21 protein-coding genes are annotated in these 25,010 nt (G+C 48.2%); 4 read left to right on the top strand and 17 right to left on the bottom strand.

Features of this window, described 5'->3' with window-relative positions:
- The first annotated feature begins 22 nt into the window (after positions 1–22).
- From ruvC to mpaA, 3 genes are all read left to right on the top strand, one after another.
- Complete coding sequence (ruvC, locus tag B7992_RS03210; RefSeq protein ID WP_073156036.1) at positions 23–610, top strand: crossover junction endodeoxyribonuclease RuvC; 588 nt, start codon at positions 23–25, stop codon at positions 608–610.
- Positions 611–690: 80 nt separating this feature from the next.
- On the top strand, positions 691–1,293 hold the full coding sequence (locus B7992_RS03205) for a M15 family metallopeptidase (protein ID WP_254917592.1): 603 nt from the start codon (positions 691–693) through the stop codon (positions 1,291–1,293).
- Between the two features lie 4 nt (positions 1,294–1,297).
- Positions 1,298–2,011, top strand: a complete 714-nt coding sequence (mpaA, locus tag B7992_RS03200) for a murein tripeptide amidase MpaA (protein ID WP_088665552.1) — start codon at positions 1,298–1,300, stop codon at positions 2,009–2,011.
- Between the two features lie 67 nt (positions 2,012–2,078).
- On the opposite strand, the gene B7992_RS03195 is transcribed toward mpaA, so the two are convergent.
- From B7992_RS03195 to B7992_RS03160, 8 genes are all read right to left on the bottom strand, one after another.
- Entirely contained in the window at positions 2,079–2,873 is a 795-nt protein-coding gene (locus B7992_RS03195) for a phosphatidylcholine/phosphatidylserine synthase (RefSeq protein WP_088665551.1), read from the bottom strand.
- A gap of 111 nt (positions 2,874–2,984) precedes the next feature.
- The gene (locus B7992_RS03190; protein ID WP_254917591.1) at positions 2,985–4,760 is read right to left on the bottom strand and encodes an ABC transporter substrate-binding protein; all 1,776 of its coding nucleotides are present in this window, start codon (positions 4,758–4,760) and stop codon (positions 2,985–2,987) included.
- Positions 4,761–4,878: 118 nt separating this feature from the next.
- On the bottom strand, positions 4,879–7,401 hold the full coding sequence (locus B7992_RS03185; RefSeq protein ID WP_073282983.1) for a PQQ-binding-like beta-propeller repeat protein: 2,523 nt from the start codon (positions 7,399–7,401) through the stop codon (positions 4,879–4,881).
- The gene (locus tag B7992_RS03180) at positions 7,391–8,101 is read right to left on the bottom strand and encodes a response regulator transcription factor (protein WP_073156053.1); all 711 of its coding nucleotides are present in this window, start codon (positions 8,099–8,101) and stop codon (positions 7,391–7,393) included. Before B7992_RS03180 ends, B7992_RS03185 begins: the two co-directional genes overlap by 11 nt.
- Before the next feature lie 2 nt (positions 8,102–8,103).
- Positions 8,104–10,164: a cell wall metabolism sensor histidine kinase WalK gene (locus B7992_RS03175; RefSeq protein ID WP_073156056.1), complete on the bottom strand. Its 2,061-nt coding sequence runs from the start codon at positions 10,162–10,164 to the stop codon at positions 8,104–8,106.
- 122 nt (positions 10,165–10,286) lie between these two features.
- Positions 10,287–11,471: a LysM peptidoglycan-binding domain-containing protein gene (locus B7992_RS03170; RefSeq protein WP_249505582.1), complete on the bottom strand. Its 1,185-nt coding sequence runs from the start codon at positions 11,469–11,471 to the stop codon at positions 10,287–10,289.
- A 38-nt stretch (positions 11,472–11,509) separates the two neighbouring features.
- Positions 11,510–12,862 (bottom strand): hypothetical protein, encoded by a 1,353-nt coding sequence (locus B7992_RS03165; protein ID WP_073156059.1) that lies wholly within the window; start codon positions 12,860–12,862, stop codon positions 11,510–11,512.
- Positions 12,863–12,904: 42 nt separating this feature from the next.
- Positions 12,905–14,659 (bottom strand): AAA family ATPase, encoded by a 1,755-nt coding sequence (locus B7992_RS03160; protein WP_073156061.1) that lies wholly within the window; start codon positions 14,657–14,659, stop codon positions 12,905–12,907.
- 242 nt (positions 14,660–14,901) lie between these two features.
- Between B7992_RS03160 and B7992_RS03155 the strand changes: the two genes are divergently transcribed.
- The gene (locus B7992_RS03155) at positions 14,902–16,731 is read left to right on the top strand and encodes a CotH kinase family protein (protein ID WP_083538071.1); all 1,830 of its coding nucleotides are present in this window, start codon (positions 14,902–14,904) and stop codon (positions 16,729–16,731) included.
- 97 nt (positions 16,732–16,828) lie between these two features.
- On the opposite strand, the gene B7992_RS03150 is transcribed toward B7992_RS03155, so the two are convergent.
- The 9 genes from B7992_RS03150 to B7992_RS03110 all read right to left on the bottom strand — a co-directional run bounded on the left by B7992_RS03150 (position 16,829) and on the right by B7992_RS03110 (position 24,942).
- Positions 16,829–18,496 (bottom strand): glutamine--tRNA ligase/YqeY domain fusion protein, encoded by a 1,668-nt coding sequence (locus tag B7992_RS03150; protein ID WP_073234095.1) that lies wholly within the window; start codon positions 18,494–18,496, stop codon positions 16,829–16,831.
- A 61-nt stretch (positions 18,497–18,557) separates the two neighbouring features.
- Positions 18,558–19,232 carry a hypothetical protein gene (locus tag B7992_RS03145; protein WP_088665549.1) on the bottom strand — a complete coding sequence of 225 codons (675 nt, stop codon included), beginning with the start codon at positions 19,230–19,232 and terminating at the stop codon, positions 18,558–18,560.
- Complete coding sequence (locus tag B7992_RS03140; protein WP_088665548.1) at positions 19,233–20,081, bottom strand: hypothetical protein; 849 nt, start codon at positions 20,079–20,081, stop codon at positions 19,233–19,235. It lies immediately after the preceding gene.
- Position 20,082: 1 nt separating this feature from the next.
- Positions 20,083–20,919: a hypothetical protein gene (locus B7992_RS03135; protein ID WP_141100347.1), complete on the bottom strand. Its 837-nt coding sequence runs from the start codon at positions 20,917–20,919 to the stop codon at positions 20,083–20,085.
- Between the two features lie 345 nt (positions 20,920–21,264).
- Positions 21,265–22,191 (bottom strand): cysteine synthase A, encoded by a 927-nt coding sequence (gene cysK, locus B7992_RS03130; RefSeq protein WP_088665546.1) that lies wholly within the window; start codon positions 22,189–22,191, stop codon positions 21,265–21,267.
- 35 nt (positions 22,192–22,226) lie between these two features.
- The gene (locus B7992_RS03125) at positions 22,227–23,294 is read right to left on the bottom strand and encodes a DUF3300 domain-containing protein (protein WP_088665545.1); all 1,068 of its coding nucleotides are present in this window, start codon (positions 23,292–23,294) and stop codon (positions 22,227–22,229) included.
- Positions 23,295–23,362: 68 nt separating this feature from the next.
- Entirely contained in the window at positions 23,363–23,632 is a 270-nt protein-coding gene (locus B7992_RS03120; protein ID WP_073156072.1) for a hypothetical protein, read from the bottom strand.
- A gap of 15 nt (positions 23,633–23,647) precedes the next feature.
- A complete protein-coding gene (locus tag B7992_RS03115; RefSeq protein WP_073234093.1) occupies positions 23,648–24,256 on the bottom strand; it encodes a LemA family protein in 609 nt (202 codons plus the stop codon).
- Positions 24,253–24,942, bottom strand: coding sequence for a hypothetical protein (locus B7992_RS03110; RefSeq protein WP_073156077.1), 690 nt, complete (start codon positions 24,940–24,942; stop codon positions 24,253–24,255). The genes B7992_RS03115 and B7992_RS03110 overlap by 4 nt, the downstream gene beginning before the upstream one ends.
- Between the last annotated feature and the right edge of the window lie 68 nt (positions 24,943–25,010).

The following is a 25,010-nucleotide window of genomic DNA, read 5'->3' as shown; positions in this document are numbered from 1 at the left end:
AGATTTTTTTAACTTTCAAGACATGATTATCCTTGGGATTGACCCCGGTTCTATCACTACCGGCTATGCTTTTTTAGATTCAGACGGCAAAAACTTGAAAGTTCTGGAATATGGAGTGCTTCATGCGCCTGCAGACCACGAACTAGAAGACCGCCTTTTGCATATTGTCTCTAAACTGGAAGTTCTTCTAGACAAATATCGCCCCGATGCGTTGAGCATGGAAGGCGTATTCTTTGCGAAAAATGCCCGCAGCGCCCTTGTCCTCGGCCACATCCGTGGCGCAATTTTGGTGGCCTGCCGCAAGCGTGGACTTTCCTACAGTGAATACCCGCCCAAGGTGGTTAAACAGGCCGTTACCGGAGATGGAAGTGCCGCAAAGGAACAGGTCGCAAACATGATTTTTGCCCGCCTGGGAATCTCTGGAAGTGACCTTCCCCTGGATGCGTCCGATGCCCTGGCCATTGCCTGGACCCACGCCAATCCGAGCCCCATGTCTACGGCGATCCTGAGTGCCGGCGGCAAGAAGAAATCCCTGACCAGCCGAAAGAAAAAGGCGACTACCAAACAGTGGATGGACCTGATTGAGAAAATGGGAGGCACGATCCAATGAGTTGTAAAAATGAAAATTTAATTTGTTATGGATTACGTGAGGCCGGTTCGTCTGACTTTATAGAAATGGAAGGATACGTGATGGATAAGAACGTCCTTCCCGCTTACAATAAATTAAAAGAAACTCTGGCGAAGGAAGGCTTTTTACTCCGGTTGGAATCCGCATACCGCCCCTTTGAACGTCAGCTCAGCATTTGGAACCGCAAGGCCTCTGGCGAATTAAAGCTGTTAGACGCCAACGGAATCCCCATGGAACGCCCCCAGGATGAAGAACAGCTGATGTATGCCATCTTGACCTGGTCCGCCCTGCCGGGCGCCAGCCGCCATCACCTAGGCACCGACCTGGACGTTGTCGACGGTAACGCCTGCCCGCCAGGTTATGAAGTGGAGCTGACTCCTGCAGAATGTAACGGGATGTTCGCCCCCTTCCATAAACGTCTGACGGAATTGATGGACTCCGAGGAATCCGCCGGCTTCCAGCGGGTTTTCGTTCCCGGCCGCGGCAAGATTCAGCCCGAAATGTGGCATATCGCCCATTTGCCCACATCCAGACGCTACCTTGAAAATTTCTCCCTAGACCGCCTCAAGCAAATCTACGAGAAGACAGAAATCGCCTGCAAGTCCGCTCTTTTAGATAATCTGGATAAGCTGGCGCAAGAATATATCTACCCCTATTTTGTGTAGTGCTATGAATCTGGATGAACGGACTCGCGGTTTTTTCAGGCTACCGCTGGAAACCTACGGCAAATCAGTTCTGGGGACGGATCTTCGATATGTCCCTTGCAAAGGCAAATGCGAACTGCTTGTCATTGCGGGAATTCACGGTGAAGAACCTGAAACGACTTTTTTGCTCAGTCGTGTTTTGCGCTTGATAAGTGCGCCCCTGGAACGCGCCGCCTTTGTCCTCTGTGCCAATCCCGATGGCATGACCTTGGGCACCCGAGGGAATTATAACGGCGTGGACCTGAATCGAAACTTTCCCGTATCCGTAAAGCCGGAAGGCTATGTCTATTCCCGTTCCGTGTTGGAGGCTCCCCGAGATACGCTTTTACGTTCTTGCAGTGCGGATGGATTTCCCGTAGAACCTGAAGTCCTTGGCTTGCTGGATCTGCTAGAAATGCTGAAACCGGAAGAAATCCTTTCGATGCATGCGCCCATTGGCTGCGTCGATGCACCTGAGCGCACTTCTCTGGTTGAAGGTCTGTGCAACGTTTTTAACCTTCCCTGGATGCCCGATATTGGCTATCCCACTCCCGGCAGCCTAGGAACCTGGTGCAAAGAAAATATGGCGTCTGGCGGCCCGAAACAATGCGTTACGCTGGAGTTGCCTAGAATGTCCCTGGAGGGACTTTTTGACCGGTTTGGAACGTCCCTTGCCGAATTTTTGGAAAGCAAATATTAAAAGTTAGATTGAAAAAAAAACTGCGAGTCATGGACTCGCAGTTTTCGCATTAAACCTTTTATAAGAATTACTTCTGTGCTTCTGCTTCTGCAATAATCTTCTTGCGTTGCACAAGGCCAAGAGCAAAACCGATAATCATGTAGAGGCTCATCAAGAGCAACAGGTATTCGGTAATGAACGGAATCTTTTCAGAAACGAACATGAAACCGCTAATGTAGGTGAGTACAATCAGAACTGCCTGGAACAAGTTGAGAGCGACGCTCTTGCGGGGCTGCAGCTTGGGGAGGAACAGGGGGCTCACCATCAGAAGACCGGTAACGAGCATAACCAGGATCGGCACGAAGATGAAAGCGCCGTTGGGATCTGCAAAAACGCCCTTAGACTTCAGGTAGACCACCAGGATGGCGTTAACAGCACCTGCGAAAGTGGAGGGAAGGCCAGAGAAGTGGTGGTGGAACGTGTCGGAGTCGCAAGCGTTGTACTTGGCCAGACGCATAGCGGCGCACAATACGTAAATAGAGAAAGTCACAATCAAAAGCACGGCGTTGGTCTGGAACCATTCCGGAGCGCAGTTCTTATAGGCAAAGAACACGGTGAATGCCGGGGCGACACCGAAAGCGATAAGGTCTGCAAGGCTGTCGAACTGAGCGCCGAACTCGGAGCTGGCGTTAACCAGACGTGCGGCAAAACCGTCCAGCTTATCCAGCAGAACGCAAAGAACGATAAAATAGCCACCCATACGGATAGGGTCTGCCGTGGTAAAGGAACTGAATGCACCCGTTGCCCAACAAACAGCGAATACTCCCAGCAAAAAATTCATACTGGTGAATGCGTTAGGCAAAATGAAACGAGTCTTTCCCATTATATCCTCCACTATAAAAGTGCTGGCTGAAAAATAGTTTATTTTTTATCCATTTTACGAAAAAAAACGTTCCCGAGGGAACGTTTTCTGAAAAAAATCGTACTTGACGCCTTATTTGGCGGGCTTGATTCCCCAAAGAGCCTTGACGCCTGCTGCAATCACCAGAATCTGGGGCGGAGCGTAGGGGTTTTCTTCGCTGGGGAAGTTGGTCCAGTGCTTTGTGGAGAATTGGTAGTACTGGGTCGGGCGGTACATAACCGGCAGGGCGGGAATGGTCTCCATAAAGATTTTGTTCAATTCTCTGTATGCCTCGGTCAGTTCCTTTTCGTCGGTCATTGCAGGAATAGCGCTGATTAACTTGTCTGCATCGGCATTCTTGTATCGACCCTGGTTGGCGAAGGCTTCTTCTCCCACAGGCTTGTAAGAAACGCTACCCATAATCTGGTCGAATCGGTTCCAGGGGGAAGCTGCGGATATTTCTGCCGTCTGGGTCTTCATGGCCAGGTCGAAGGTTCCGAGACGGAGGTCCTTGTCCCAAGTGCTGTAGTCCACAAACTTTTCTTCTGCAGACAGACCCAGTTCCTTGAGGGATTCCACGGAAACCTTGATGACGTCTTCCCAGTCGGTCCAGCCTTGGGGGCATTCGATAGTGAAGTTTCTAAGGGGCTGACCGCTCTTGTCCAGTAACTTGCCGGAGTCGTCCCAGCTGTAACCAGCTTCTGCGAGAATGGCCTTGGCTTTTTCGATATCGTAGTAGTAACCGTACTTGTCGGCGTCTTCCTTGAAGAAATACTTAGATTCGGTGCCGAAAGGCAGGATGAAACCGGGCTGAACGGCGGGGGTATAGTTGGAAACTGCCCTGGACTTGATCTTTTCAAAGTTGATGGCGTGCATCATGGCACGGCGAAGTGCAACGTCGTTAAACGGAGCGCTTTGCTGCTGGATAAGGAGGGTAGTGATGGACCCGGGCTGGTGATACGGTTCGTTTCTGCTCCAGGCACGGATGCTATCGCGGGCCTTATCCCAAATGCGCGGCAGGAACACAGACGAGATGTCCAGGTTGCCCTTGGTCATGGCGCTGTTGAAATGATTGTTGCCGTTGTAGAGGGAATGTATGATATAGCGAGGCGTGGGCTTCTGGTTGTTATACTTGGCGTTGCCCCAATAGTTGTCATTACGTTCCAGGACAATCTGGTCGGGAGAGTAGGCCTTCAGATTGTACGGTCCGGAAACAACAGGTTGATCATCATTCTTGAACTCGGTAATCTTGGCCATATCATAATCCTTGCCGGATTTAGCCGAGTTGATCAGAGGTTCGAATACGGACTTGGGAAGAATGGAGGTTTCCGCAATGGCGTTCAAGATGATGAGCGGGTTCTTGTTCTTGCCGAAGTGGAAGGTCACATTGTTCTTATCGTCTGCGGTAATCTTGCTCAGGAAGTTCCAGTTGCCGTGTCTAGGAGTGGGCAGCAGGGAGTCGATGCGGAACGTGAAGAGCACGTCATCGACTGTAACCGGTGTACCGTCGCTCCACTTGGCCCTGGGGTCCAGGTGAACAGAAATGGAATTTTCGCTGCTCTTATAGCTGTCGGCAAGCATGGCTTCCAGTTCGCCGCTAAGCTGGTTATAGGCTAGAAGGGCCTCGTAGGAAAGTCTGCAGTTTCCGTCAATCGGGAAGTTGGGGTCGTAATCCAGCGGATTGAAGGTGGACGGGGGGGCCCAGTCAAAGCCGCCGATATAGAGCGTTTCGCTGCGGGGGTATTCTGAGGATTCTGTTTCTACGACTTCATTCTTGTCTTCATTGCAGGCCACCAAACCGACCGCGGCGATTGCCATGATCGTTTTTGCGAATGCAGAGAAAACGCTAGTTTTTAAAAGTTTGCTCATCTTCCAATGCCCATAAGAAATATTCGTTAGAAATTTAGTGAGTTTTTTATGAAAAAGTTATCAAATTTTGTTTACAAGTCCTAAAATTTGGGCTATTTAGAGGATGTTTCTAAAAAATTTACAGAGAAAAACCGTATAATATGCGTTTCGGGGAGGCGCTGAACAGGGTTTGATTCATGACAAACGGGGTTCCTGCACCTCCGGGGGTATTGAATTTTCGGATGAATTTCCCGTCATTTAACGAAATAGAAACAATTTCATTTCCCTGGTCGATCCATATTTCTCCATCTTTGACAAATGGGGTCGTGAAAATGGAGTTTTCACCCTTGTATTTCCATATGGGTGCGCCCTCCTTGGAATAAAGCATTAGAGTCTGGTCTGACAAACCTATAATCAGTTTGCTTTCATCATTATGTCTTATCGATTGTAGCGAAACGATAGGGGCTTCCACCAAAATTTGGACAGGCTGTTTTTCTCCTTGATGGGGGTTGAAAAGGATCAGCTTATTGTTGCTAGAGGCTATTGCCATTATTGAATCGGCGGTGACCATATGGGAAACAGGTCCCTGGATCCGTCTGGAGAATCCACTGATGATTTGCCCCGATGCGTCATCCAACGCGTTGAACTCGCCTTCCAGATTGCAGGTGTATAGGTAATTGTGATCCTTAACGGCAAAGAAGGGGGTGGAATAAATCTTTCTTGACCAGGCCAGCTTATTGTCGGGTTTCATTGCCTTGAGAATAAATCCGTTCCATGTAGTAATGTATGTTGCCTGGTCGAGAATCTTGGCTTCGAAGGCTTTCCCGGGAAGCTGGATGTTTGTGGGTACAGACTCCTTACTGAACTCGAAAAAGTTGACTGTATAGCCGGAGGCAACCACTAGGTTCCTATCATCGCTTGCGATGACAGGTGTATTTTCAAGATGGCTGATTTTCTTAGACCACTTCAGCTCCCCGTTTTCGGTGTTGATGCAGAATAGTCTATCGGCTGCAGGATCTATCGTAAATAGGTCCTTCTTGTTGCCGAAAAGTTGGGGGTAGCGGGTTTTCGGTGAAATCGGAAGCAGGTTGATGTGTTTTGCTCCAATGGATTTCCCGTACTGGCTCAGAATAAGGTTTGTAGCGCGAGGATTGCTGGCCGAAAGTCGTACTGCTTCTGACCAGGCTTTTTGCTTTTCCTTATTGCTGCTCTTCTTGTTTTCGAGGTAGAGGGCTTTTAGGAACCAACCTTCTGCGTTGCCGGGTTCCAGGCTGAATAGAGTGTCTAGCACGGGGGCCAGGGAATCCCACATGCCCCTTTCGTAAAGGCCGATGGCCTTGTTTGCGAATACTTCGGAACGAAGAATTTTCTTACCGTAGTAACGGGGTTGAATGGGGTACAGTTTTCGTTCGCCAAAGTAAAGGAAGATTCCGTCTTCAGTATGGACGGGGGGTGCGTCAATCGGGGTGGTGAAGCTAAAATTCCAAAGAGGGTACAACAAAGTGTCTACGGCTGTAATTGTACCTTCTTCGCTGAATAATCCTAAGGTTCCCTTGGCGAGGGGATAAATCTTGGTTGCGTCACTACGGATTGACGCCCGGGTGAAGCCGCTTAATTGGTCAAAAAGGGAAACCTTGCCTGAAGCTTCCAGTACGACAATGTTGCGTTCAAAGCTGAACATGGACTCCACGTTGTTAATGGAGGTTTTCCAAATGGGATTGTTTCCTTTTTTGGGTACGTAACAATAAAGGTTTCCGTTTGAAACGAGGAATAGCAAGTCCCTACTGATGATAGTCTGCTTAATAACGTCAAATTGGGCTATGCTGATGTTTTCATTTCCGGTTTCGGAAGACACAAAATGAAGCGCATTGTCGGCGCAGTTGAGTATGAAATCGTTTGTCGGTTTGTAGAAGCCTTCAATAGTGCAGTTTGAGTATTTTTCAGCGATGTTGGCAACAATACCTTTTTTATTGATAATGTACAGTTGCGTATTGGTTTGAATGATGGCGTGATTGTCAAGGAACAGGTAGTCTGTTGCCTTGGCTATGCCGTAGCTGACTTGAGGCACGCTTGCGTGGAATTTCTGAAAATGCAGGCTGTCTCCATCTGCGGATTGATACCAAATACCCTTGCCGGTAATAAATAGTATCTGAGAGGCGCCGGGCAGTGTTGTCGGAATAGGGATTATCTTCCCGTTGTCTATTCTGCCAACCGTTTCGTCCTGGAATAGACAGTAAGTTGGCCCCTCTCCAAAAAACCTCTTGATGCGGGTTCTTAAGTTGATTGGGGTGAGTAGGAAACTTTCAATCTGTTTGCTGGTGGCCGCATCACGTTCGGCTAGCCAATAAGATTTAGTTGTTTCGTTGGTTCTTGATAGACTTTGCTTGTAATAGAAGTTCGACGAGGAATTGTTTCCGGACAATTCCTGGATTTTTCCCAAATAGAAGTAGGCGGATTCCTGATCTTCCTGATCACCTTCTGCGGCTACATTTTCCAATATGCGGATAGCTTCCGTCACGTCCCCTTTCATTTCAAACATGTAAACGGCTTCTTGTATCAAGCTTTCCATTTTACTTGCATGAGAAAAGACACTTAAGGTCAGTATGACCATAAGCTGCAGGATGAGTGCGGAACCGGCAAATTGTTTGAATCTATTCAACATCGAACTTGTAGCCTGCTCCTCGAACAGAAATTATGATTCTGGGGTCTGTCATGTCGTCTTCGATTTTCTTACGCAGGTTTCCAATATGGTTGTCGATCGTTCTTGTAGATGGCATGTTCTCATCTGTATAACCCCAGATGTCCTTGAGTAGGTCTTCTCGTTCAACAACTTCACCACGGTGCATCCAGAAATATTTAATAATCTGGTATTCCCTGGTTGTAAGGTCCAGGGGTACGCCCTTCTTGACGGCCGAGAATTTCTTGATATCCACTTTCAAGTCTGCAAATTCAAGAACGTCCGGCACCACATTTCCGTTACCGGCCTGGGGTTCGATTCGACGTCGGAAAGCCTTGACTCTAGCCAGCAATTCCAGAATAGAAAACGGCTTGGTCACGTAGTCATCTGCGCCCATTTCCAGGCCTGCAACTTTGCTGGCTTCTTCGGTTTTTGCCGTGAGCATGATGATATAGCATTCCGGATGCTTGTTGCGGATATAGCGGCATACTTCAAAGCCGCTTTTCTTGGGAATCATCAAATCAAGCAGAACCAACTGCGGCTGGAATGAATCAGTCTTTTCGATGGCCTCTTCTCCATCACAGGCTGTTTCTACTTCGTAATTTTCCATTTCGAAGTTGTCTTGCAAACCAAATCGGATAATCTCTTCATCCTCAACAATGAGAATTTTAAAATTTTGTGCCATTCTTACTCCGCCCTTTTAAATTTTATGGTGAATGTGGATCCTTTCCCTGGTTTGCTGACGAGAGAAATTGTGGCCCGATGAGTTTCTGCCACTCTTTTTACAATGGCAAGACCTAGGCCAGAGCCTTTGGTACTGCGAGTCATTTCGTCACCAACTCTATAGAAATCATTAAATATATTTTTTTGTTCTGAACTAGCGATGCCGACACCAGTATCTGCTACAGAAAAAACGGACCATGAATCTTCTGTGTAGGTTTTTATTGTGATGTCTCCGGGAGCGTTCGTATATTTGATTGCGTTTTCGATCAAGTTTTGTGCGAGACTATATAATGCGGTGTAGTCGCCCATGACGAATACGTTAGGGTCGAATATGGTGTGGAACGTAAGTCCCTTCTCGACTCCGATGTCTTCAACGGCGTCAAAGACTTTTCTGGCGCAAATAGAAAAGTCTAACCGTTCCCATTTGAATGCTCCGGTTCCATGTTCCATGCGGGTGTAGTTGAGAATAGCCCCAATGAGGTTTTCCAGTCGGGTCGCTTCCTTACCAATAAGGTTTGAGTATTCTTGTACCTTTTCCACTTTTTGAACTCGTCCCCTGGCCATCATTTCGGCAAACATCTTGATGGAGGTCAGCGGTGTTTTCAGTTCGTGAGAAACGCTGGAGAGAAAGTTTGCCTTCATGGACAGAAGTTTTCGTTCCTGTGTAATGAACTTAAACATGAAGAAAGATCCGAATATTACCGTAATCAGGGCGAATAGCATCAAACCATACATTAGGAACATCCGATGGCGGGTTTCCTTTCGAATATCCTGCATGTCTTTCTCGTAAAGGATCAACTCAAGACCGAGCGCGTCTTCCAGGTGTACTTGGTTGATTATCGTTGTGCTGTCGAGGGCGGTTCCCAGAAGGACAAGATCGTTTTTGTCAATAACGGAGAAGGGGATGTTCTTCCAGCTTTGAGCTACGCTTTTGAGTTTGCCGAGGATTCTGTCTTTGTAGGATTCCTTGTCAATTTTGGCAATGACGACCTGGTCCCCAGAAAGGTAGGGGTATGACATCTTGAAGAGAATGATATCTTCATTGGATTTGAACGATATGCCGTCCTTACTTGCGGGGGTATTCTCTAGGATGTCCTGGAACTGGTCCTTGTGCTTGTAGAGGATGTCCATGTATCCAAGTTGCCTGTTGAAATTTTCACGTAAATTCCAGAAGGCTTCGCGCTTGTCCTGGGGAAGTTTTTCAAATGACAGAATCTGTGTAAAGGCGGATTCAAAGAAAAATCTGGATGATGCAATATTTTCTAGACTGGACCCTTCAAAGAATTCTGCCAGCACGGCAAGGCAGTAGTCCTGGGCTTCCTGATGCTTTTTCTGTTTGACAAGAATCTCGAAGTGCAGCAGTCGGACCGACCATGTAAGGTCGGCGTGAAGGTAGCCCTGCTGGTGGGGATTTTGTTCCAGAAACTCCACTAGCTTTAAGGCGTCGTCATATTTTTTTTCTTTGTAGTACAGTCGGATCAAACCCAATAAATCCTGGGTCTGTTCGGAGGGGTCGAACAAATAGAGGCTGGGCCTAAGCGATTTTGAACGCTTCTTGATGTAGTTCTTTCGGCTGTTTTCTTCTGTAAGTCCGGAGAATTCTTCGCTGAACAACTTTTTCTCTTTTAAGGTGGCGACCTTGTTTGAGAAATTTGTGGACTTGAAAAAGTGCCTTGACGAAATGTCGGGATAGATCAGCGCACCTTGATTGAAAAGGAATATGGCTTCAATTCCGTCGACAGACTTGAATTCGGACGCATGCCCAAAGTCTAGAAGTCGCTGGGGCTGTTCATAGAGAAAAAGTGATGCGTTCTTTGTTTCCAGAAAGACCTTGTGTTGCTCTTTTAGAACGCTTTCTTCAACGTCATTCTGAAATGCAGTCCTGTTTTCGTTGAAATTCTTTTGCGCCAGAAAGATTTCGTTTTGAATATTACGAAAACTGAGCACCGCCAGGATGGCGGTGGGTAGAATGATGCCTCCGACAAATAAGAGGATAAATAGCAGATTATTGCGGGAAACCTGCATAAGCTTCTTTTATAGCGGAAGGTATACTGACAATCCCGGGAACTGCAACACGACCAAGCTTCCTGCCATTAGCAGGAGCAGCAAGGCAATTGCAATAAGGGAGATGGACAATAGCGGACGAATCACTTGATTACGTTTGCCCTATGGGTAACAGAAACCTTATGTCCCATTTCGACGCGGCGATTGTTGGAATAAATTTCGCGAATCAGCACCGAGGACTCGTTTTCTGCTGCGCGAGCGATGACGCCTCTACCGAGAAGGCGAGGAGGCATGCTTGCATCAGACTTGTCTTCTTCCCAGATTGCCACAGCATCGCCGGTATTGTATCCCTTTGCGAAACCACCATCAATCAGAACGTAAGAATAAGCTCCGATAATCAGCATGGGGTCCATGGAATAACGAATAATGGCAAGGGAATCCATCTGGGCTGTCTTTTCTGCCGTATAACCTGTTACGTTAATGGGTGCAAGAGGCTGCTTCAGACGTGCTTTAGACTGGTTGATTTTGATTTCGCGGAAACTTTGTACAATCTGGGCACGAGACAAGGTGTCGCCGATAGCGGTTATTCTTGCAATGCCTGACAGTCTCAACAAGGCGAACTTGTCAAAACTTCTTCCCTTGGATGCGGGAACGTCAATAGCCTTGGCATCGACAATTTCAATGAGGTCTCCCTTCTTGAGATTGCTATTGGTCTTTTTACCGATTCCTACGACAACTTCGCTTTCGGGAAGGTGGATCAGAGGTTCTTTCTTTTCTCCAGAACGGATAGAGAAGAAGGCGCTGTCCTTCTTAAGGGAGTCCAGGGTGTAGATCTCGGGTGCCAGAATCTGGTAGTATCCATTGAACAGCTTGGGTTCGGGGCGCTGCTTGTAGTAGTAGGAATCTGTAGGTTTCTGCTTCTTTTCCTTCTTGTTCTTGCTACGAAGATCGCCTAACATGCTTTCGAAGTCTGCGTTTCTTTCGTCACCGTCATCGCAGCCTGCAGAAGTAATTCCCTTCGGCAGGTTGGAGTCGGCCACTGCTGCGTCGCAGGGATACTTTTTCATTGCAGGGTCAATGTGGAGAACCGCTTCTTCGCGGGTGCTGTCGCCGAGGTAAATGGAGTCACCCGGGTAAATCCAGTGCGGGTCCTGGATGTGGCGGTTGTTTTCCCAGAGATCGGGCCATGCAAAGGGATCCTTCAGGAATTCGTCACTCAAGTCCCACAGGGTGTCGCCTTCCTTGACGATATAGGCGGATGCAACAAGGGCTGAAAATCCCAAGCCGATTGTTAGATACTTCAAAAGACGCATATTTGAAAAACGCATATAAAACCCTGCAGGCTGAAATAGCTTTTTATTGAAATTTAACCTTTTCTCTGTTTGAACGTGGGTGCACTTTGGGCAAAATGCGGCCTTTCTGCGCTATTTTGGCGGTTTACACGTTCCTGAGGACGCTGAACATTACGAGATTTTGCCTTTTGTGCCGGGTTCTGTCCAAGAATTCCGGCTCTGTCGGGCACAAACAGGAACAGTATCTCGAATTTACCGCTTCCCGGTTCAAGGTACAGCGGGATGCTCTTGCGAAGCATATAACCTTCACGACGGAAATGCTTGATTTCCTTGGTTGCCACTTCCAGGTTAGATGTTTGCAGAAGAATTCGTTCCGGCCTGGACTGGGCTGCCATCTGTTCCACATTGGAGGCCAGGGACTCGTCTCCGGGCAGGTTGAAATAGAACGTCCAACGACCTTCGTTTTCTTCCTTGTTAAAGAACTTGGTGAAAAAATCCGCATCCACATGACCGCGATAGAATCGCATGTTTTCGTCGGGGACGTTTCGACCATTCAAACGTGAAGACTGCATGGCGTATTCGCGGCAGTCCAGCGAGGCCACCTTCTTGAATCGGTTTGCCAGGGAGGCACTGACAAAGGAACAACCCGAGTAGAATTCAAAGAAACAGTCGTCCTGGTTCGGGTGAATGGCACTCTCGATTCGCATGGGAAGGCCAATCCATGCATTCCTTGCCTTGGGAGCCCAGTCGAGCACATGCATATAGATGCCGGTTCCGCCAATAGAAATGAAGTCGCTGCCGAAGGCGCTCTTGGCTTCAACTTTCATGGGGGTGGTTCCGGTGGGATCGAACATGTAATCCGGAGTGCACTGGACGTGGTGACAACTGATAATTTCCGGGCAGGAACGTTCCAGGAAGTCTACAAATGTCTTGTAGCCGTGTGCAGAATTTCTACCTCTGAGATTGACCTGGACCAAGAGGGCGAACTGGCCGTCTCCTGTAGCCCTAAAGCAAATTTGACGGAGGGCCTTGCCGAAAATACGGAGGTGGTCCTTTTTCAGCTGTTCATTAACTCGTGTAACGACTTCAGGACGTTCCATGTCCTTGACGGGAGCTTCAATAACGAGTTTTTCGCTTGCGCCCTTGATGATTTTTACAATGCGCCAGTCGCAATTTTCTGCAGGAGTTTCCGCAGTATACCAGGCTTGGATTTTTCCAGGAATTTTTTCGGTTTCTGCCCAGGCGGCGAGTTGACGCTTAAGATCTTCGAAAGTTGGAATGACTCGTTCGACGGGTTTTGCCGGTTTTACTTCTTCGTCAACCGTGGCCTTGGCAGCAACACGTTTGTTGGCAAGAGGCGCGGCAGGACGTCTTACGGTTTCGCGTCTTTCATTTGTCTTAAAGGGCTTTCTTTGCGGCTTGTACATGTCAATATCTTTTTGTTAAATCTTTTCTATAAAGTATGGAGCTTATACCAGGAATCGCGGATAAATCCAGGAGCATTCGCGAGCGACCATCTTGGGGAATTCTCTGAAGTTTCCGTTAATCTGGTACAAGTTGAGGCTACCTTCAACCGGGGTCAGCTTCATGACAGAGTCTGCACGGGCTTCCAGGTATGGGAATTCGTCAATGTTGCAGCTGGATACAACGGCGCATCCGGTAAGTGCAATGATTGTATCGATCATCTGCATCAATATCTGATGGGGAGAGCCGCTCAGTCGGGTAGACTTGGGATTGTGCAACACAGAAGAAATCGGGTCGATCACGACAACGCGGTAATCGTGGTTTTCCAGTTTCTTGGCACCCTGGATTCTCTTGGCAATCAGCTGTGCTGTTTCAATCGGAGAAAGTGCAGTTCCGCGAAGATTCAGGAAACCGAACTTCGGGGTGCTGGCATTCAGGTCACGCTTGGATCCCAACAGGTGAAGGCGGTTGAGGAACACCGATTTAGTAAGTTCGAAATTAATGAAGAGAACGTCACTGGATGTGGTGGTATTACCGAACCAGTCTTCCCCGTAGCAAATGGACAGACCAAGGTCCATCAATGCAAGAGACTTGCCGCTCTTGGGAGGTGCCGTAAAGAGGAAGAATTCGCCAGCGCGGAGCATGTTTTCCACGATGGTCTGGTCTTTTTTCGGCGCTTCTTCACTGTCGCTAGCCAGCTCAATCAGCGGCTTGCCATCCAGAGAATATTCCACCCATTCACGCCATTCCTTAAAGTTCTTGGCGCCCTGTTCCAGTCCGATAAGGTACTGCTGCTTACCGCCACGAAGTACGCCCGGCATGCGGACCATCATATGGGGATTTCGGTTGGACGAATCTACTTTAAAGCCCTGGGAATCCAAGGTCTTGAAGAGGAAGTCTACGCGTTCGTTATATTCTTCTTCGTCATTTGCAAAAATCTTGATCCAGGCCTGCACGGAGTTGGCGCCTGTGTTGACCAAGGCGGCACAAGGCAGGTTCAAGGCCTTGTAGTAAGCCAACTGCTTGGCAAGACTCATCTTGGGGTTGTCGACGACGACATAACGGTAATGCCAAGATTCATCGGAGGCATCTTCTCCACCCTTAACGGCATTGATGCACAGAAGAGCGCCTTCAGGACTGTCCAGGCTCTTCATGATTTTCTTAATGGCGTCATCCTGGCCAACGATGTTGGACACCAGTTCTTCGGTACTGTTGGAGGTGTTGGAAATCTTGAACTCGATGGTTTCATCTTGTTCGAAAGTAGATTCCAGCAACTTGGCCAAGTCTTTTCGCCAGTCGGCTGCAGGCCAGGGAATGGAAAGGGCTTCGGGGTCAATCTTGAAGTTTTGCAGAAGTTCAAGAGACTGGGTGTCCAGACCCATGGCGAGCATCTGTTCCATGGAAATCATTCCCGCCGAAAGGGGGGAGATTATGGGCATGGCTACAGTCTGGGGAGTGGCCGGTGCTGCTCCACCTTCCACTGCAGGGGCCTGTGCTACCGGAGCTGCTGCGGGTGCCGCTTCTGCGGGGCGTTCAGAGGAACGTTTTTCTGCAGAGAATGCTCGACGGAGCGTCTGTTCGACTTCGTCGCCATCCATGCCTTCATCGCGAGCTTTGCCACCCAATTGGAAGCTGGCGTCCATAAAGGTCCATTCTTCTTCCATGGCGGCAACACCGGCCTTATACAGTTCGGCCTTTAGTTCGTTTCCGCTGAATTTACCTTTCAAAAACTGATTAATTATTTTTCTTGCGCTTTCCATAGGGCAGCCTCAAACTCAAAAAAATACTCAAAGTTAATGTAGCTTATTTTTTAACTAGAAATTTACAGAAAGTGATTGGTTAGACATTATAGGGTATTTTTCCATGAAAAATGGCTGAAGTACGGTTTCCTTTTCCAAAAATGCCGTTGTTTCTCCTTACAACGCGAAAACGAAATTCGATTAATCTTTTTTTTGTACAAACTTTAAATTTAGGGTAGGAATGTTGTTATTGGGAGAACATAATGAAAAAGGACTTCAAGAATCGAATTCTTGCAGGTATGTTTGGCTTGGTCGTTGCTAATGCGGCTATAGCCCAGACCTACGACTTGCCCATTATCTTTGTGGATACAAAGCAAAAATGTCTGGACAAGAACGTTTCCGAAAAAATTCCTGCCACTATGAGGGTTTTGGATGCTGCTACAAATTCTGTAGCTGATAGCGCCAAGGGAAAACTCTATGATATCGGAATTAAGGTGAGAGGGCAATCTTCCGCCCTGTTCCCAAAGCCGGGTTATAGTGTTGAAGTTCGTGATTCCATTGGTGGAGAAATCGATGTAAGCATGTTAGGTCTCCCCGCAGCAGACGACTGGGTGTTCCATGGTCCCTACGTGGACAAGAGCATGATGCGTAACTCCCTGGCCCATTGGCTTTTTAGGCAGGCCGGCCGCTATAGCCCCCGTACCATGCATTTTGACTTGTATATCAATGGTGTTTACCGCGGTGTGTATGTGCTAATTGAAAAAATCAAGCGTGGTAAGTACCGTGTGGATGTGGCCAAACTCAAGGAAGAAGACATTGAAGGTGATGAATTGACCGGTGGTTACATCTGGGCATTCGACAAGACCGGCACTAACACCGGCGGCGCAGGCAGCGGTGATGTCAATAACGAAGGTTTCAGTACTTCAGACGGTTTGAATGTCATTCTCCACTATCCTAAAAAAGACAATATCCAGGAGCAGCAGGAAAATTACCTGAAGAAGTACCTGAACGATCTTGAAGGTCTTTTCAAGGACGGAAAGAGTGGCTCTGGCTACGAGAATTACGTGGATGTAGGATCCGCTGTCGATTACGTCCTTCATCAAGAAGTTACGAACAATGCCGACTCCTACTGGTGTAGCTTCTTCTTGCATAAAGATAAGGATAGCAAGGGCGGCAAGGTCACTTTAGGTCCTCCCTGGGACTTCAACTTGGCGATGAGCAACGGTACCTCTCCCGAAGGCCAGAACAATGGCGGCGGTATGTGGGGCGGCTTCGGTGGCATGGGTGGTTTCGGTGGCATGGGTGGTTTCGGAAGTTCGGGAACCACGGGCTGGCAAATCGAAAACAGCAGTAAGCAAATTGCCGACGGAAATGGCGGTGGCGGCATGTGGGGTGGCTTCGGAGGAAGTTCCCTGAAGGCTCCTCGTTGGCTTACCAGCATGTGGAAAAATCAGAGTTACCAAAGCGAATTGAAAAAACGCTGGGCCGAATTGCGTAGTGGCGTATGGCATACCAAGACTATGGATGCCTATCTGGATTCCATGAAGGTCTACTTGAAAAATGCTGCCGACCGTAACTTTGAACGTTGGCCGAATTTAGGAAAGTCTAGCGGTCAGAACGATAATGATCCTCAGCCTATGAAGTACTGCAATCAATCTGGCGGAGGCATGGGAATGGCCATGGGTGGTTACAACGCTGACACTTGGGACGGTGAAGTGGAGCACCTTCGCAAGAAGATGAAGGAACGTATGGCCTGGATGGATGAACAGCTCGGTTTCACCGAGCCCGCCAATCCTATTGTGACGGAACCGGTGATTCATATTCCCACCATCGAAGATAAGAAGGATACTGTATCTTCGCAGACGTTGGCTGTGGATTACAGCCGGTTGTCTCCCACGAATTTCTTTGTCGTAAACGGATCAAACCTGGAAATTCAAACAGATATTGGCGGCACATTCGCCATTATGGATTTGAACGGAGCTATTCTTTACAAGACTAGAATTCAGGTGGGCTCTACATCCATGAAGGTTCCTGCCAAGGCTCAGAATAAGCATTGGATCGCTATCCTTAACGGGAAGATGCTTTCCAGATAATTTGTACGGATTTTTCTTCCAACAAAAAAAAGTCCATCGGCAAAGCCGATGGACTTCTCTTATATTTTTTTTCGAGAACGTAGAATCGTTCCGCAAATTACTTTGCAGGATTGAAACTGTCCTTCAGGCCAACGGTGCGGTTGAATACCAACTTACCCGGCTTGGAATCGTCGGAATCCAGGCAGAAGTAGCCGAGACGCAGGAACTGGAAGCGGTCTTCCATCTTGGCGTCGGCCAGGCTGGGTTCCAGCTTAGCCTGCTTAATGACCATGGATTCAGGATTCAGGTAGTTGTGCCAATCTTCGCCTTCGGGAACATCAGACGGATCTTCAAGAGTGAACAGGTTGTCGATGAGACGGACTTCTGCATCTACAGCATGAGCGGCGCTCACCCAGTGGATGGTGCCCTTCACCTTACGACCGTCAGGAGATTCGCCACCCTTGGAGGCAGGATCGTATTCGCAGTGAATGACGGTCACCTTGCCGTCTGCGTCCTTTTCGACGCTCTTGCAAGTTACGAAGTAGGCGCCCTTCAAGCGAACTTCGCCTTCCGGCTTCAAGCGGAAATACTTCTTGGGAGGTTCTTCCATGAAGTCTTCGGCTTCGATATACAGTTCCTTGGAGAACGGTACCATGCGGGTGCCTGCGTTAGGATCGTTGGGGTTGTTTTCAACTTCAACCATTTCCACCTTGCCGTCTTCCCAGTTGTCGATGACAACCTTCACCGGATCAATCACAGCCATAGCACGCTTGGCACTCTGGTTCAGTTCTTCACGGATGCAGAAGTAGAGCAAGTTTACGTCTACCATGGATTCAGCCTTGGACACGCCGATACGGCTGCAGAATTCGCGGATGGAGCTGGGGGTAAAGCCACGACGACGGAAGCCGCAAACCGTGGGCATACGGGGGTCGTTCCAGCCAAGAACAGCCTTGGTTTCCACCAGTTCAAGAAGCTTACGCTTACTCATCATGGTGTAGGTAAGGTTCAAGCGGGAGAATTCAATCTGCTGGGGGCGGTTTTCCAGACCCAGTTCAATGAGGAACCAATCGTACAGCGGGCGATGGGCTTCAAATTCCAAAGTACAGATAGAATGAGTAATGCCTTCGATCCAGTCGCTGATGGGGTGAGCGAAGTCGTACATGGGGTAGATGCACCACTTGTCGCCAGTGCGGTGGTGAGTGCAGTGCTTGGTACGGTAAATCACCGGGTCGCGCATGTTCATGTTGGGGCTAGCCAAATCAACTTTTGCACGGAGGCACTTTTCGCCATCGGCATACTTGCCGTCACGCATTTCGCGGAACAGCTTCATGTTTTCTTCAACGCTACGATCGCGGTAGGGGCTGGGCTTAGAGGGCTTACCAGCATCGTTACCACGGTATTCCTGCATTTCGTCGCGGGTCAGGTCTTCAACGTAAGCCTTGCCCATTTCGATCATCTTTTCTGCAAAGGCGTAAATCTGGTCGTAGTAGTCAGAAGCAAAGAATTCTTCCTTCCACTGGAAACCGAGCCACTTCACGTCTTCGCGGATAGAATCCACATATTCCACATCTTCCTTAGTGGGGTTGGTATCGTCGAAGCGGAGGTTGGTGAAGCCACCGAACTTCTGAGCGGTGCCGAAGTTCAGGCAGATAGACTTGGCATGGCCAATGTGAATGTAGCCGTTAGGTTCCGGCGGGAAACGGGTCAGCACCTTGTTGCGCTTACCGGTCTGCAAATCGTTGACAATGATGTCTTGAATAAAATTCGAAGATTCAGGAATGTCCATAGTTTAACCTTTTAGGTTTTTGCCATAATATTTACGATAGGAATTATAGAAAAGATTACCCTTAAAAAGGAATGCCGATACTGACAACGGTTTCAAAAAATCCATTGCTGATGATGCGTTTGGTGACGGAAGCCCGATCATTCCAGCTCATTTGGTCTTTCCAGGAGGGATTGACTATATGTCTCCCTATGTTTAGTTCAGCACCTAAGTAAAAATGCTTCCAAATCCATCGTGCATCGGCTCCGATGAAAATTAGTAGGCCATACTGAGTATCTTTTATGGGATTGCCCTTGGCGTCTTCCACAATGTCAATTTCGTGCCTTAGGCCGGTAAGGCCTCCTTGAACAGCAAGTAAAAAGTCTCCCACTTCCATCGTCCGCGTGAGCCAACCCGGGTGGTAGCGTCCTATCAGCGCCAAGTTCATCTCCTTGACTTCGCCTTTTTCATTGATTTTTTGGGTGTAGTAGCTAAGGGAACTGACCCAACCATTAGATGTAAGAGCTGAATAGCCAAATCTTGCGGCCACACCAAAGTTGTTGATGTGCAGTTCATACGTGAAAGCGTACCCATAGTCACCGTTAATGTGAGCAGAGATTTCGTGACCAAAGACCGTCTTATCTCCAGTATCGGGAGATGCCGGTGCTACAATGGTTACCTTGTGGTTATCCACAAAGACTGTATCCGAAGTCGCAAAAACGCTTGCACAAAAAACTAAAAGAAGGATAAGAACTTTCATCTAGAAGCCTATGGAAAAAATGAACCCTTGATAGACTCCGCCATTTGCAACACCTGGCTGAAAAGCGATGCCTTCGCCATCACTTACTAAACCAAAGCTCTTGAAGTCGTGTGACCAGTATTGGTAACCAATTCTCCAACCCAAAGTCCATACGGAGTGTCCCACCGTGTAGGACATCCCTGGTGTAAGCACAAAACTGGTTCCGAAGGCGTAGTCTCTATAGTAATCACCTCTTTTGTGTCCATCTTCGTCCAGCTTGACTTCATGTCTGTACATGAGTCCAGGGAAAATTTCGCCCTGAAGGAATAGGGAAATGGAACCGTAGGGATTGTTGATGAGTTTGTGCTTTTTGGATTCCTCATTTTCGAGAAGTGTCTTTCCTGTAACAATGTATTGGCGGTACCCTATGCCGAAATTGGTAATCGTCCTGAAACCATCCCATTCTTTGGGATTTATAAAGTCGATGTCTCCAAATTCCATATAGCTGTTGATGCTGAGTAAGATAGATGACCTGTATTTTGTCTCTATTTCATAGGTCAAGTCGATAGGCAAAATCTTGAATAAAATACCGATCATAGACATCCCTGTCATGTAGTTTATATGGATGGCTCGTCCAGGTTCCTTAACTTCGCGACTGTTGGTTGTATTACCCAAGGAATCACTTGCGTTAGAGTCCAATGGAATTTTCATTGGAGCTTCTTTGGAAACGGCCATGTAGACTGTGTCCGGCTCGTCGATGACGTACAGTGTGTCGGTAATATGCGTTTCTACATATAAGGTGTCCGAGGCGTGAGAGACGGAAATTATTCCTGCACAAAGCAACAGCGAGAAAAAAATCAAGTGTTTCATTTTACAGTCCCCATCCAATGACGACATTCAAGTTGAACTGCAAATCATCGCTGATGATGGTGCCGAACTCATAAAGAACGCCTTTTTCCCAGTTGCTAAGAGCGTTGTAGCCGATACCAAAAGAAATATCTGTAAACAGGTGCTCGAAGGCACGCTTGCGGTTTTCCATTCCTAGGTTAACGAACCATTGATAACCCTGAGCTTTTTGGTGGATATCCTTGGGCATATACTTTTCTACATAATCTCTTGCGTCGGCATTCCATTCATAAACATAATCCAGCTCCGTGTAGTCACCGATTCTGCTGACATACTGCAAACCGATTTCAACGTATCCGCTTAGGATGGAGCTTTTCCTGTAGTGACGGTATGCCGCTCCTGCTGTCCACTGGAAAATGTCTCCTTCGAAGTGGTCTCCATATTTATTTGAAAAATCTTCGTCGTTGATGGAAATGAGACTGTGGAGTAACCTTAAGGATTGGCGTTTACCTAGAGTTTTTTCAATGCTGATTTCGTAGGCGGGATACTTGATGATTGTTGCTGCCAGATGAAAAAAGTTGAGGCCAAGATAGACGCTGCTTAGGCTAAACGACGTGTCTGATGTAGCCTTGTTGGATGAATCTCGCCGAGCTTTCCACTGGAGTATTTTGAGGGAATCTTCGGTGACGTAAATCGTATCAGTCTTTGGCTTAATGTTGATGATAACCGTATCGCGTATGGTCTTTTCGATGCGGATGGTGTCCGCTGAAGGCTGCTCGGCAACGTCTGCGGAGGTTTCCTGCGCCATGATGTTTAACGCACAGGTGCATATCAAGAAAATTAGCAGTACATATTTTTGCATAAAAAGATGATGTCGGGTTCTACATCGTCTAAAGATAACATATAAATTGTTGAATTTAATCCGGTTTGTCAGTGAAAATCAAAGGTTCATCCCAATGACAATACCAAATCACCAATCGTCTTTCACTAGTTTTGAGGCTAGGGACCGGAATCTAGGAGCTAGGAGTTTGAGGTACGCTTCGCTTGAGGTATGAGGTCGGAGCTTCGCTCCTAGAGGTTCATTAGAGGCTAGGGCTGCGGGATGCAAGAGCCTGCAATTTCAGGTGGTTACATCTTTAAATTTCCCTGCGGAATATTCCCGAAAACTCTAACCACTAGCCACTAACCACTAATCACTAACAACTAATCACTTTTCATTGTTCCACAGCCAGGTGCTGAGGTAGCGTTCGCCGGTATCAGGGAGCAGGGCCACAATGCGTTTGCCCTTGAACTCAGGACGCTTTGCCACGGTAAGGGCACATTCCAGGGCTGCACCGGAAGAAATACCCACAAAAATTCCCTCTTCTGCCGCTGCATCGCGGGCGGCCTTGCCAGCCTTTTCGGTGCTGGTCAGGTAGACTTCGTCCACCACCTTGGGGTCATAAATCTTGGGGATGAAGTTTGCCCCGATCCCCTGGATCTTATGGGGGCCAGCAACACCCTTGGAAATCATGGGGGAGTCGTCAGGCTCGATAGCGATTACATGCAGGTTGGGATTCTTTTCCTTGAGGTACTTTGCGGTTCCGCTGACAGTTCCGCCTGTGCCTGCCGTAGCGATAAATACATCCACCTTGCCTTCGGTATCTCTCCAGATTTCGGGACCGGTGGTCTTGTAATGGGCGTCGGGATTGGCGGGGTTTTCAAACTGCTGGGGAATAAAGCTCCCAGGATTTGCTGCCGCAATTTCGTTTGCCTTTTCGATACAGCCGGCCATTCCCCTGGCACCTTCGGTAAGCACAACTTCTGCGCCCAAGGATTTCAAAAGCATACGGCGTTCCACACTCATGGAGTCGGGCATGGTCAGCACAACCTTGTAACCCTTTACGGCTCCAACATAGGCGAGGCCTACGCCGGTGTTTCCACTGGTGGGTTCGATAATCAGAGCGCCGGGTTTCAGTTTGCCTTCCTTTTCTGCGGCTTCAATCATTTCTAGAGCCACACGGTCCTTGGCGCTGCCCAGGGGGTTGAACATTTCAAGTTTGACGTAGACTTCGGCATCTCCCTTATTCAGTTTGTTTATGCGGACAAGGGGGGTATTACCGATAGTTTCAAGAATGCTGTTGTATAGTGACATCTGGTTACCAAGTGATAATTGGGAAAAAGGAAAATCTAACGACGAATGCTTCTGCGGAAACCGCCATTACCTTGGCTGTTTGATTCTCGTGAACGATCATCTCCGTTGCGGCGATCGTCATATTTACGGTCGTCGTTATAGGTTGAACTCTGGGAAGAATTCGTCTTCTTGTTTCTTGTCAAGTTCTGCGGATTGCTGACAGGTCTATATTCTTCCTGAGGATGTACATTTTCTGTTTTCGTGTATGTAGGTCTTTGTTGTTCCTGCTTTGCAGGCTGCGGTTTTGTTGAAGGCTTGGGACTAGTTTCCCTAACAGGAAGGCGATGATGGCTCTGGGGCTGGGATGGGGCCGGTGCGTAGGAATGTCCGCCATGCCTTGGGGGCTGTGCATTGTAATGGTGGCGCGGTCTAGGTGGACGCGGATGGTGACGGATGGTGTGGCTATGCCATTCGAACCAGGTGTCGCCCCAAACCCAATCGTTATACCAGTATCCAGTCCAGACCACATGGCCATAGTGCATCGGTACATAACGGTCTGTGTGAACATAATACACTACAGAGGGGTTATAGACAGGAACATAAATGTATTCCTTTTTCACCGGTTCAATTGTAATGTATACATCCCGTTCGACTTTTATGTATTGGTCAGAGTTCAGATTCCCGTGGTCATAAGCAGCGTGGCGCATACGCTGGACTGCAAACATAACTTCGCCATTCTGATTCTTTACGGCTCTGCCCAGCTGAGATGTCCAGGTGGAGTATTTTGCCATGGTGGCAAGAATCGTCGGGAAGGGAATCAGGGCTAGAACACTGGCGTCGTAATCAAGGCCAGCGCGCTGCATTTCCGCCGTGAGTGCTTCACCTTTGAAACCCTTGTGGGCGTTTGCCCAGAGGCTTGCCGATGGAGTTTCGTCACTGTGGGTTGATGCCGTTAAAACGTGGGCCAACAGCGGATCTGGATAAAGTGCGATGGTTGCGACCAATGTATCCAATTCCTCTGCGGAATAGTCTGCTGCCTTGGCGCTTCCCGAGAAGGTCATGAGTGCAAAGGTTATTGCCAGGAACCATTTGACTAAAATGTTTTTCTGAAAAGACTTTTCCATAAACAACTCCTGTACCTCAATTTACAAAAAAGGCCTCTTCATGGATTTAATCCGCGGGAGTTTTTGTGCTAGAGGTAATTTTTGACTCTTATTTCAGGATTCAGATTTTCTTTGGGTAATTTAGGCACGTATAGCTTTACCGCATAGGCGTAGGAGTCGTTTTCGGCAATGATATCACCTTCCTGCAGGTCTTCATAAACTTCAATTTCGATTTCTACTCCGTCCCTGGCGGTCTTGCGATTCATTCGCATCGACAGTTCTTCCTTGGTAAAGAGGACGTCGATGACTTTCTTATAGCTGCCGTGATGGGTTGTGCCTAAAATTCGGGTACATTTCATTGGGCAAAACTCGAATTACTTGGTGTCGAACTTTACTGTAGGAGCGGTGCTTGCGCCTGCGTCTGCAGAGAACTGCACTTTGGGGCTGGCTCCTGCAAATCCGGCAATCAGACTGTTGGGGAACATGCGGATGGTGGTGTTGTACTGCATGACCACTTCGTTGTAACGCTTACGTTCCACGGCAATGCGGTTTTCTGCACCTTCAAGCTGCACGCGCAGTTCCTGGAAACTGGTGTTGCTCTTCAAGTTCGGATAGTTTTCGCTGACAGCCATCAAACGCTGCAGGGCGCCGCCCAGGGTAGCCTGGGTTTCCTGAAAGCGCTTCATGGCCACTTCGTCGTTCAGGACGTTTTCGTCAACTTTAACGACGCCGCCCATATGGCTGCGGGCATCCACAACGGCAGTCAGGGTGCTCTTTTCAAAGTCGGCTTCACCCTGCACGGTAGCCACAAGATTGGGAACCAGGTCAAAACGGCGCTGGTAGGTGTTCTCGACTTGAGCCCACTGGGCCTTTACGCCTTCGTCCAAGGCGATAATATTGTTATAGACGCTAACGGACTTGCCAACAATGATTGCTGCAAGCAAGATGACGGAAACGAGAGTGCCGATAATTACCTTTTTCATACCACCTCCATGGTGTCGACGAGGTTGACTATTTCTGTGACGGTACTAATATAGCTATTCACGCTGTCCAGGAACAGTTTTTCGTTTTTGCTGCTGATGGGAGTCTGCAAGGCTGGGTAGTCGTTAAAGATCTGCTGGTGATTTTCGGGATATTCCCTGTGGTTCAGGTAGTATACTCCGTACATGGTAGGAAGCATGGTGGAACTTGCCCGTACGAAGAATCCCAGGGGGTTGCGATCTTCCTTGAGGTAGGTAAAGGCCCTGCGCAGATGGACTAGCAAACCGCGCAACTCGCGTTCGCATTCCAGACGCAGACATTCCATGTTGGGCTCGTAATTGGGGAGGGGAGCTGCACCGGCAATGACTGCGTTGCGATGGGCGATGTGCAGAAATTCCAACGGGAAGACGTCTTCTGAAGACTGGATTTCCTTTAGGGTGAAGTAATAGCGGAATTCAATATTTTCTTTCTTGGCCTTTTTCAGCAGGTTCTGCAGGGGGGCGATCTTTTCGCTGGAGTTGTCCCTCAGAATGAAGCTGATAGTCCAGGGGGATTCCATGGAATTGAAACCTTCCATCAGACAGTCGCCGTGGGCGAAAGCCGAAATCAGGTTGTCGCCTAAAGTTTCCTGCAGAAGGCGGGGCCAGTCGGAATTCTGTAGTTCGATGACGCTCAAGTTCTTTTTCATATATCAAATGCCTATTTAAAAATTCAAGTTATATCCATTTATGGATTGCAAAAATCATATGGGGCTTT

This window comes from Fibrobacter sp. UWH1, assembly GCF_002210365.1.
Lineage (GTDB): Bacteria > Fibrobacterota > Fibrobacteria > Fibrobacterales > Fibrobacteraceae > Fibrobacter.
The sequence above is the reverse complement of the archived record's forward strand: the minus strand, read 5'-3'. Positions and strand labels throughout refer to the sequence as shown.

Bases quoted from the DNA above. Each gene is read 5' to 3' on its own strand.
- ruvC (WP_073156036.1), top strand. From the start codon at position 23: ATGATTATCCTTGGGATTGACCCCGGTTCTATCACTACCGGCTATGCT.
- B7992_RS03205 (WP_254917592.1), top strand. From the start codon at position 691: ATGGATAAGAACGTCCTTCCCGCTTACAATAAATTAAAAGAAACTCTG.
- mpaA (WP_088665552.1), top strand. From the start codon at position 1,298: ATGAATCTGGATGAACGGACTCGCGGTTTTTTCAGGCTACCGCTGGAA.
- B7992_RS03195 (WP_088665551.1), bottom strand. From the start codon at position 2,873: ATGGGAAAGACTCGTTTCATTTTGCCTAACGCATTCACCAGTATGAAT.
- B7992_RS03190 (WP_254917591.1), bottom strand. From the start codon at position 4,760: ATGAGCAAACTTTTAAAAACTAGCGTTTTCTCTGCATTCGCAAAAACG.
- B7992_RS03185 (WP_073282983.1), bottom strand. From the start codon at position 7,401: ATGTTGAATAGATTCAAACAATTTGCCGGTTCCGCACTCATCCTGCAG.
- B7992_RS03180 (WP_073156053.1), bottom strand. From the start codon at position 8,101: ATGGCACAAAATTTTAAAATTCTCATTGTTGAGGATGAAGAGATTATC.
- B7992_RS03175 (WP_073156056.1), bottom strand. From the start codon at position 10,164: ATGCAGGTTTCCCGCAATAATCTGCTATTTATCCTCTTATTTGTCGGA.
- B7992_RS03170 (WP_249505582.1), bottom strand. From the start codon at position 11,471: ATGCGTTTTTCAAATATGCGTCTTTTGAAGTATCTAACAATCGGCTTG.
- B7992_RS03165 (WP_073156059.1), bottom strand. From the start codon at position 12,862: ATGTACAAGCCGCAAAGAAAGCCCTTTAAGACAAATGAAAGACGCGAA.
- B7992_RS03160 (WP_073156061.1), bottom strand. From the start codon at position 14,659: ATGGAAAGCGCAAGAAAAATAATTAATCAGTTTTTGAAAGGTAAATTC.
- B7992_RS03155 (WP_083538071.1), top strand. From the start codon at position 14,902: ATGAAAAAGGACTTCAAGAATCGAATTCTTGCAGGTATGTTTGGCTTG.
- B7992_RS03150 (WP_073234095.1), bottom strand. From the start codon at position 18,496: ATGGACATTCCTGAATCTTCGAATTTTATTCAAGACATCATTGTCAAC.
- B7992_RS03145 (WP_088665549.1), bottom strand. From the start codon at position 19,232: ATGAAAGTTCTTATCCTTCTTTTAGTTTTTTGTGCAAGCGTTTTTGCG.
- B7992_RS03140 (WP_088665548.1), bottom strand. From the start codon at position 20,081: ATGAAACACTTGATTTTTTTCTCGCTGTTGCTTTGTGCAGGAATAATT.
- B7992_RS03135 (WP_141100347.1), bottom strand. From the start codon at position 20,919: ATGCAAAAATATGTACTGCTAATTTTCTTGATATGCACCTGTGCGTTA.
- cysK (WP_088665546.1), bottom strand. From the start codon at position 22,191: ATGTCACTATACAACAGCATTCTTGAAACTATCGGTAATACCCCCCTT.
- B7992_RS03125 (WP_088665545.1), bottom strand. From the start codon at position 23,294: ATGGAAAAGTCTTTTCAGAAAAACATTTTAGTCAAATGGTTCCTGGCA.
- B7992_RS03120 (WP_073156072.1), bottom strand. From the start codon at position 23,632: ATGAAATGTACCCGAATTTTAGGCACAACCCATCACGGCAGCTATAAG.
- B7992_RS03115 (WP_073234093.1), bottom strand. From the start codon at position 24,256: ATGAAAAAGGTAATTATCGGCACTCTCGTTTCCGTCATCTTGCTTGCA.
- B7992_RS03110 (WP_073156077.1), bottom strand. From the start codon at position 24,942: ATGAAAAAGAACTTGAGCGTCATCGAACTACAGAATTCCGACTGGCCC.